The sequence below is a fragment of the Trinickia sp. genome (genome assembly GCF_051961175.1).
GTDB lineage: Bacteria > Pseudomonadota > Gammaproteobacteria > Burkholderiales > Burkholderiaceae > Trinickia.
The window spans coordinates 1-7,965 of record NZ_JBQCDN010000134.1 but is presented as its reverse complement, the minus strand read 5'-3'; the positions used below and the strand labels follow the sequence as shown (position 1 = coordinate 7,965).

General features: G+C 62.4%; 10 protein-coding genes. 3 read left to right on the top strand and 7 right to left on the bottom strand.

The features are described 5' to 3' along the window. From ACTHL0_RS07455 to ACTHL0_RS07440, 4 genes are all read right to left on the bottom strand, one after another. Positions 1–386, bottom strand: a 386-nt coding sequence (locus ACTHL0_RS07455) for a glycine--tRNA ligase subunit beta (RefSeq protein WP_440566049.1), incomplete at its 3' end; no start/stop codon positions are given. Between the two features lie 15 nt (positions 387–401). Further along, complete coding sequence (gene glyQ, locus ACTHL0_RS07450; RefSeq protein WP_440566048.1) at positions 402–1,409, bottom strand: glycine--tRNA ligase subunit alpha; 1,008 nt, start codon at positions 1,407–1,409, stop codon at positions 402–404. 235 nt (positions 1,410–1,644) lie between these two features. Beyond that, positions 1,645–3,297 (bottom strand): apolipoprotein N-acyltransferase, encoded by a 1,653-nt coding sequence (gene lnt / locus ACTHL0_RS07445; RefSeq protein ID WP_440566046.1) that lies wholly within the window; start codon positions 3,295–3,297, stop codon positions 1,645–1,647. 339 nt (positions 3,298–3,636) lie between these two features. Continuing rightward, entirely contained in the window at positions 3,637–4,530 is an 894-nt protein-coding gene (locus ACTHL0_RS07440) for an HlyC/CorC family transporter (protein ID WP_440566045.1), read from the bottom strand. Between the two features lie 170 nt (positions 4,531–4,700). On the opposite strand from ACTHL0_RS07440, the gene ACTHL0_RS07435 reads away from it, so the two are divergent. After that, positions 4,701–5,315, top strand: coding sequence for a DUF4337 domain-containing protein (locus tag ACTHL0_RS07435; RefSeq protein ID WP_440566043.1), 615 nt, complete (start codon positions 4,701–4,703; stop codon positions 5,313–5,315). Between the two features lie 64 nt (positions 5,316–5,379). Here the strand turns inward: ACTHL0_RS07435 and ACTHL0_RS07430 are convergent, their stop codons facing one another. The 3 genes from ACTHL0_RS07430 to ACTHL0_RS07420 all read right to left on the bottom strand — a co-directional run bounded on the left by ACTHL0_RS07430 (position 5,380) and on the right by ACTHL0_RS07420 (position 6,945). Next, positions 5,380–6,033 carry a gamma-glutamylcyclotransferase gene (locus ACTHL0_RS07430; protein WP_440566042.1) on the bottom strand — a complete coding sequence of 218 codons (654 nt, stop codon included), beginning with the start codon at positions 6,031–6,033 and terminating at the stop codon, positions 5,380–5,382. Then, entirely contained in the window at positions 6,034–6,393 is a 360-nt protein-coding gene (locus ACTHL0_RS07425) for a hypothetical protein (RefSeq protein WP_440566041.1), read from the bottom strand. It abuts the gene before it with no gap. A gap of 84 nt (positions 6,394–6,477) precedes the next feature. Further along, positions 6,478–6,945 (bottom strand): hypothetical protein, encoded by a 468-nt coding sequence (locus ACTHL0_RS07420; RefSeq protein ID WP_440566040.1) that lies wholly within the window; start codon positions 6,943–6,945, stop codon positions 6,478–6,480. Positions 6,946–7,194: 249 nt separating this feature from the next. Between ACTHL0_RS07420 and ACTHL0_RS07415 the strand changes: the two genes are divergently transcribed. Together ACTHL0_RS07415 and ACTHL0_RS07410 are read left to right on the top strand one after the other, a co-directional pair. After that, the gene (locus tag ACTHL0_RS07415; RefSeq protein WP_440566038.1) at positions 7,195–7,485 is read left to right on the top strand and encodes a helix-turn-helix domain-containing protein; all 291 of its coding nucleotides are present in this window, start codon (positions 7,195–7,197) and stop codon (positions 7,483–7,485) included. A 66-nt stretch (positions 7,486–7,551) separates the two neighbouring features. Beyond that, positions 7,552–7,965, top strand: a 414-nt coding sequence (locus ACTHL0_RS07410) for a hypothetical protein (protein ID WP_440566036.1), incomplete at its 3' end; no start/stop codon positions are given.

Sequence of the window (7,965 nt, the reverse complement as noted above, 5' to 3'; positions counted from 1 at the left end):
GCATAGCGCAGGAAAAACGCTTCCGCTTTACCGTCGGTGGCGCGTTCGAGATCGGACAGCGGAACATCGGGGAAGCCGAGCGCCGCGAGCTTCTTGGCGAGCGGCGCAGTGGGCTGGCCGTTCGCGTCGAGGGCCACCGAAACGGGCAGCACTTTTTCCCGCACTTGCTTCTCGGGGGCGATGGCACGCACGTTCTTGATGAGCACCGCGAGACGGCGCGGGGTGGCGAAGCGTTCGAACGACGGTTCGCCCGCGATCAGATCGCGCGCGGCCAGGCGTTCGACGAGGCTATCGGCGAATGCGCCGGACAGGCGAGCGAGCGCCTTCGGCGGCAGTTCCTCGGTGAGCAGTTCGACGAGCAGGGTGGCTTGGTGAGCTTGATTCATATTCGTGGAGTCTCGTCATTCCTTGTCGATCGCACGCTCGACCTTCAGCGGCGGCGCCCATGCCGGCATGGCGGCGTCTTGCGCATCGGTGGTCAGCCCGCGCACCCCGTGCACGGGATTGCCGAGCATCGGGAAGCCGAGCTTTTCGCGGGAATCGTAGTAGGCCTGCGCGACGAGCTTCGACAGCGCGCGAATGCGGCCGATGTAGGCCGCGCGCTCCGTCACGGAGATCGCGCCGCGCGCATCGAGCAGATTGAACGTGTGCCCGGCTTTGAGCACGAGCTCATAGGCGGGCAGCGCAAGCGGCGTTTCGATCATGCGCTTCGCTTCGGACTCGTAGCTATTGAACTGCGAGAACAGCAGCTCGACGTTCGCGTGCTCGAAGTTGTACGTCGATTGCTCGACTTCGTTTTGGTGGTAGACATCGCCGTAGGACAGGCGCCGCAGCTCGGGACCGTTCGGGCCCATTTCCTCCCACTCGGTCCAGACGAGGTCATACACGTTCTCGACCTTTTGCAGGTACATCGCCAGCCGTTCGAGCCCGTATGTGATTTCGCCGAGCACCGGTTTGCAGTCGAGTCCGCCCACCTGCTGGAAGTACGTGAATTGCGTGACTTCCATGCCGTTGAGCCAGACCTCCCAGCCCAGACCCCAGGCGCCGAGCGTGGGGTTTTCCCAGTCGTCTTCGACGAAACGCACATCGTTTTGCTTCAGATCGAAGCCGAGGGCTTCGAGCGAGCCGAGGTACAGATCGAGGATGTTTTCCGGAGCGGGCTTGAGCACGACTTGATACTGGTAGTAGTGCTGCAGCCGGTTCGGGTTATCGCCGTAGCGGCCGTCCTTCGGGCGCCGCGACGGTTGAACGTAGGCCGCGCGCCAGGGCTCGGGCCCTACGGCACGCAAGAACGTGTGGACGTGCGAAGTGCCGGCGCCGACTTCCATGTCGATCGGCTGAAGCAGCGCGCAACCCTGTTTGTCCCAATAGGATTGCAGCGTCAGGATGATTTGCTGAAACGTGAGCATGTCGTGCCTTTCGAGGCAGGCGGCGCGTAGGGGCCGCTGCGATGCCGGAAAACCGGCGGATTCGGGGCTCCCGTCGGGGCGGCCGCTGCGCAGGCCACGGCGATTGCCGCCGCCTGCGCGGTGAAAACGCTAGATTTTACCGGATTGGGACTGCCTTGCGGCCGTTGCGGCTTGGGAGGCCTTCGTGCGGGCGCAACAGCGTTATCCCGAGCGCTGTCAGCCCTGTCGGACGCGTTTAACGCGGGCCGCGCCTAATGCGGCCCCGCCCAAATGCAAACCCGAACGCGATCAGCACCAGCGAAACCGCGAGCACGAGGTCATTGCCAACGGTGATGTACGGCGTGCGCCCCGTCATCCCTTGGACCTTCGCTTCGATTTGCCCTGTCGTGAAAGCGGGCAGCCGCGCCGTCACATGGCCTTGTGCATCGATCACTGCCGTCGTGCCGGTGTTCGTCGCCGCAATCAGCGGCCGCCCCGTTTCAAGCGTGCGCATCTGCGCCATCTGCAAGTGCTGATCGAGTGCGATCGTATCGCCGAACCACGCGAGGTTCGACCCGTTCACCAGCACGCCAGCCGGTACCGCGGCCTCGCGCAGCGTGCGCGCGATCTCTTCGCCGAAGATGTCTTCATAGCAGATGTCGACGTCGATTGGCTGGTTGTGAACCATGAACGCACGCTGCACCGGCTTGCCGCGCCAAAGATCGCCGAGAGGAATGTTCATTAACTGCACGAACCAATGAAAGCCCCACGGCACGAACTCGCCGAACGGCACCAGATGGTGCTTATCGTAGCGGTACAGTTCGCGCGAGCCGGGCGTGACACCGAAAAAGCTGTTCGTTTCATCCGTATATTGCCCGTCGGGCGCAATGGAAGCGCCGAATGCGCCGATCAGCAGCGATGATCCTGTGTTGTCCGCGAACGTGCGCAGTGCGCTCCCGAATGCGTCCGGAAACTGCTGCGGCAACATCGGGACCGCCGTTTCCGGCGTCACGATCAGGTCGGCCGGATGCGCGGTGATCATCTGCTGATAAAGATCGAGCGCCGCGCGCACGCCGGCTTCGTCGAACTTCATTTCCTGCTTGACGTTGCCTTGCAGCAGGCGGACGGTCAGCGGTGCGTTGCCGGGCTGCGTCCAAGTCACGCGCGAAAGCAGCAGGCCCGAGCCCATGACGACGAGCGCAACGACGGCCGGCAGCGCCACGGCCATGCGCCGCCGCGGCGACGCGAACCCTGCCCAGGCGCTTTGAACGATCAGTGCAGCGGTGAGCGCGAGGAGCCAGCCCACGCCATAAACCCCCGCGATGGCCGAAAAGCCGCGCAACGGGCCGTCGACTTGCGCGTAGCCGCTCGCGAGCCAAGGAAACCCGGTAAATACGGTGCCGCGCAGCCATTCTCCGATCGCCCAAGCGCTGGCGAAAGCGAACGCCCCATGCCATGTGGGATAGAACGGACGGCCCTCGGCAGTGGGCACGCCGCTCGCCGCGTGGCCCGCGCAAAACGACCACAGGCCCGCCGACATTGCGGGATAGACGGCGAGGTAAAGCGCGAACAGAACGAGTGCCGCGCCTGCGAGCGGCGCCGGCATTCCGCCGTAATGATGCATGCTGACATAGAGCCACCAGACACCCGTGACGAGATTGCCGAAGCCGAACGCGCCGCCCGTCAATGCCGCGCTCTTCCAGCTTGTCGTGCGCGTGAGCCAGGCGTACAGCACGGCAAAGATGCCGATTTCGAGCCAGCCGCCGTGCGGCGTCGGTGCGAATGACAACGTGTTCAGCGCACCGAGCGCCAGCGCGGCGACATAGTGCCAGCGCGAGAGCGCAGCAGGCGCCGCGGTGGTGCCCGGCGCGGCGTTGCCGCGCCTACGGGAGGTGATCGATTCGGCCATGGATACTTGGCGTCAAAAAAGCGTTGAAGGTCCAGCTCGGTAAAGCCTGGGCGCGATTAAGGCGCGATCAAGGCGCGAACAGAGCGCCAACGAGCGCTACGATCCGCGTGCGCAGGGCCGATTGCAGCCGCAGGTATGGGTTGCTCGTCATCAGCGACGGATCCATGTGCTGGCGCGCGACGCGTGGCAAGGCGCGAGAGCGCCAGCGTACCGCACGAGAGCGGCAGCGTACCGCCAAGAGAGCGCCAGCGTACCGCACGGGAGCGCCAGCGTACCGCCACGAGAGCGGCACAGGCACCGGCACAAGCCAGGGCTCATGCACGGCGCCCGCGGCACCCGTCAAGTCTGCACGTGCTGTGCTTCGCGTTCGCGCTGGCCTGCGAGCGGATCGCGCCGCACAAGCAGCATGTGCACTTGCCGCGCATCGCCGCGCAGGATCTCGAAGATCAGATCGTCGATGCGCACGCGCTCGCCGCGGTGCGGTACCCGGCCGAAATGATGCGTCACCAGCCCGCCGATCGTATCGACTTCCTCATCGGAAAAATGCGTGCCGAATACTTCGTTGAACTGTTCGATTTCGGTCAGCGCCCGCACGCGGTAGCGCCCGTCGGGCGATGCGATGACGTTGCCGCTTTCCTCGTCGAAGTCGTATTCGTCTTCGATGTCGCCGACGATTTGTTCGAGCACGTCTTCGATCGTGATCAATCCCGCCACGCCGCCGTATTCGTCGACGACGATCGCAATATGATTGCGGTTCATGCGGAAATCATGCAGCAGGACGTTCAGCCGCTTCGCTTCGGGGATGAAGACGGCGGGACGCAGCATGCCGCGCACGTCGAACGATTCCTCTGCGTAATAGCGCAGCAAGTCCTTCGCGAGGAGCACGCCGATGATGTTGTCGCGGTTGCCCTCGTACACGGGATAGCGCGAGTGCGCTTTTTCGAGGACGAACGGAATGAATTCCTCAGGGCTGCGCTCGATATCGATGGCATCCATCTGCGCACGTGGCACCATGATGTCGCGCGCGCACAGATCGGACACCTGGAACACGCCCTCGATCATCGAGAGCGAATCGGCGTCGATCAGGTTGCGCTCGTGCGCGTCCTGGAGAATTTCCAGTAGTTCGCCCCGCGATTCGGGCTCGGGGGAAATGAAATCGGTCAGGCGCTCGAGCAGCGAGCGTTTCTCGGCGGGCTTGTCGGTATGGCGTCGACTGGGATAGGCGTCGTTCATGGCGATGCGTCCGGCACGGCTGGACGCGTGGTAAACGGAGAGTAAAGGATACACCACGCAAAAGCAGGACCATATTTGCCGATCGGCCTGCTAAAGTGCGTGACACACGCCATCGAGCGTGTGCTGAGCGGCTCTGCCACCGTTTTTTACTCTGTTTGCGCGAAAGAAATATGTCGGAAGAGTTTGAAGTGCGCGGTCCGCACGAAGAAGCCCTCGAACACGCGGGCCATGAACATGGCCATGCCCACGGTCACGCGCCGGGCAGCGCGCCGCCCGATCCGTTCGCCGGCCGCATCGCCGTCATGACCGCCGTGCTGGCGACGATCGGCGCTGTATTCTCGTACCAGGGCGGGTCCACCGAAGGATTGGCACTCTTTTACAAGAACGAGGCGGCCATCCGCAAGACCGAGGCGGCCAATCAGTGGAGCTACTACCAGGCCAAGGGCGAAAAGCAGAATCTGGCCGAGATGGGTGCCGCGCTGACGGCGGCCGATCCCAAGGCGAGCGCCAAATTTTCGGCCGACGTCGCCAAATACATTCAGCAGAAAACAGCGATTCGTGCGCAGGCCGAAGCGCTGGAAAAAACCGTCGCGCAAGCCGATGCCGCGAGCGAGCGGCAACTGCATCTGCACCATCGGTGGGCGCAGGCGACGACGCTCACGCAAATTGCGATTTCGCTGGCCGCGATTACGCTGCTCACGCGCCGCCGTTGGCTGCTCGGCGCCGCGGTGGGCGTGGCCGGGGTCGGTGCGATCGTCGGCGTAGCGGCGTTCGTGGGATATTGATGGCCGTCTGCCATGGCGCCGCCGCGCACGTAGGCGGCGTTCGATCAGCGCGGCGAGCGTACGCTCAGAGACAGCGCTTGAGCAGCGCTTCGAGCGCGCGATCGGGCATGCCGCATTCGCGCAGCGCTTCGACGGTACGGCACACGTAGTCGAGCGTCGTGCCGTAGCGGCCACGCGCGCACGTGAGTACCGTCTTGACGATGTCGTCCGGCAGTTTCCCCGTATACGTGGGCACGTCGCGCCGCATGACGAACGCCAGCGCATCGACGCGCCGCCCGTCGGCCAGCCAGCACGGCAGCCAGGCGGGCCGATAGGAGCCCATCGGCATCTCGCGCCGCCATAGCGCCTCCAGATGCGGCCAGGCGCCTGCACCCGCCAGCCGGAATGCCATTCCCGTACATGAGCCGCCGCGGTCGAGCGCCAGGACGAGCCCCGGCTGCTCCGGCGTGCCGCGGTTCACGCGAGACCACAAATAGAGCCCCCGGTGATAACCGCGCACGCGTGCGCGAACAGTCTCCGCCGCGGGCATGCCGGGGTTCCAAATCAGCGAGCCATAGCCGAACAGCCATAAATCGCTGGCCCCGTCCCAGTGACTCATCGTCTGCTCGAGCGACGCGGCAAGCTCATCGTCGTCCAGCAGCCGGGCGTCGCCGAGCACGGGCGGATAGCCCGGACAAACCGAGTCGAGCGGGGCGGGAAGTTGGCTCGTGTCGGACATTTATGGGGTGGTGCTCAGATTGGCACTGCTAAAGTTATGCACAGGAACAGAAAAAAGCCCGAAAAAACAAGCGGCTAAGGGGATACGTCGCCGCTTGTTGGCACGACCAAGTTTGGCGAAAACGCTCAAATCAAGGGCGAATTTCGCGCAGTTTTTGGCATATTCCGCAAAAAAAACGAACAGATCACGGAAGGAAACCTTTCTCGCGTGTTCACCTTCCGACGAGACGACGAAGACGGCATCGTTTGCCGCCGCCTCGGACGGCACTACCGCGTGCAGACCGCGCCAGCAAGCAACTGCTTGTTTTTCAAAAAGAATTTCCTCGATGATCGAAGCAAGTTGACCTTCTACTACCTTCATTCCTCAATAGCCCCGTAGTTTTTAGTAAGACCGATCAGTCTACGGAGCACACAGGGCGGCGACAGGCTGTTTACTTTGACAGGGTCAAGCTACGGCCCGAAGCAGTTGGTCCATCTTTTCTTTGTCTAATGCACCGTCGGTCTGGAAGTACCTGAACAGGAGGGAAATAAGAGCAGCCTTCCGCTCAGCGTCGGGATGCGCGCCGTTCTTCTCGAGCCACCGCTCAACGCCCAAAACGATCTCTCGGATTAGCTCGGCGTCACTGACGTCCCCGTGCTTACGTGCCTCGTCCACGTAGTCTGTAGCCGCTTTGAGCATCCCGCCAGATCCCATGGTGGGGTCGTACACCTGCTTGGTCGCGTCCCTGCTTTCCGCCCGCCGCACCAAGTACGCCTCCGGGATTTGATACACCTTCCGCTGGCCTCCCAAGCCAGTTTCGCCCTTGACTGGCCAGCCTTCGCGCGCCGCTCGGCTCGCAATTGCAACCTTGGTTGCCGGCAACCCAGGCAATCCCATCTTTGCGATCTCGCTCGCCGACAACCACTTTTCCACTTTCCAGTTTCCTCCACAAAAGCGGAAAGTTGAATTTCCACTTACATCATTGGGCGACACTCCCGTCAGTCGCACGACAGTAAAGACATCGTGCGACTCCGAGCTGTCGCCAGGACCAACTAAAGCAGAAAGTTAAATTTCCGCTTTGACTTTCCACTTCTTTGCGGTTAGCATGCCGTTAAACCTGACCTATGGGATTAACGGCCGGAAAAAAAACGGTCGCTAGACCGTACCTGCAAGGACCCGCACATGCCCACCACTGAAGGCCCGAAAGGATGGCACAAGGAAGATATCAAGGCCGCCATTCGCAAGCGTGGCAAGACCATGAATGACCTCGCTCGCGACTGCGGCTTGCCACTTTCAACCGTCCGCAACGCCCTGGCACGGCCAGTATCGTCCGGAGAACTGGCAATAGCCGCGTTTCTTGGCGTTCCGCTTCACGAACTGTGGCCGGAACGTTGGACGCCACTGGGCCGGCGTATCCGACCACGATACTCATCGCCAATCCGAACGGAATGCTCCTTCACGGCGGAAGTATAGCCGCTCCTTGGCCGGACTAAGCAGTTAAAACGAGGCAGTAGTTTTCACTTTTCGCTTTGTCACTGGATGATGAAAACCATGAGGAAAAAGAGGACTGAGTCCGCAGCCGCGATAACGCAGCTGCCGCTGAACTTTGACGTGTTCACCATCGACACGCCATCGGGCATGGTCGCCGCCGCAGGCGAAACCGAACTGGATGCCGGTATCCGCCAAGTGGTTAATTCTCTGCTCGACCGCTGCGTCGGCAACGGTCTCAGTCGAGAACGAGTTGCCGATCGCGTGGCCGAGCGGTTGGCTAGGCCGATTACAAAGGCTCAACTTGACCAGTGGGCCGCGCCGAGTCAGGCAGACCGGCGCATCCCTGTAGACGTCTGGATCGCACTGATGATCGTTGCGGATGACGTCGTCCCTCTCGAGTGGATGGCGATGCAGTTTGATCGCAAGGTGCTAACCGCTGACGAAGCTATGTGTGCCGAATTC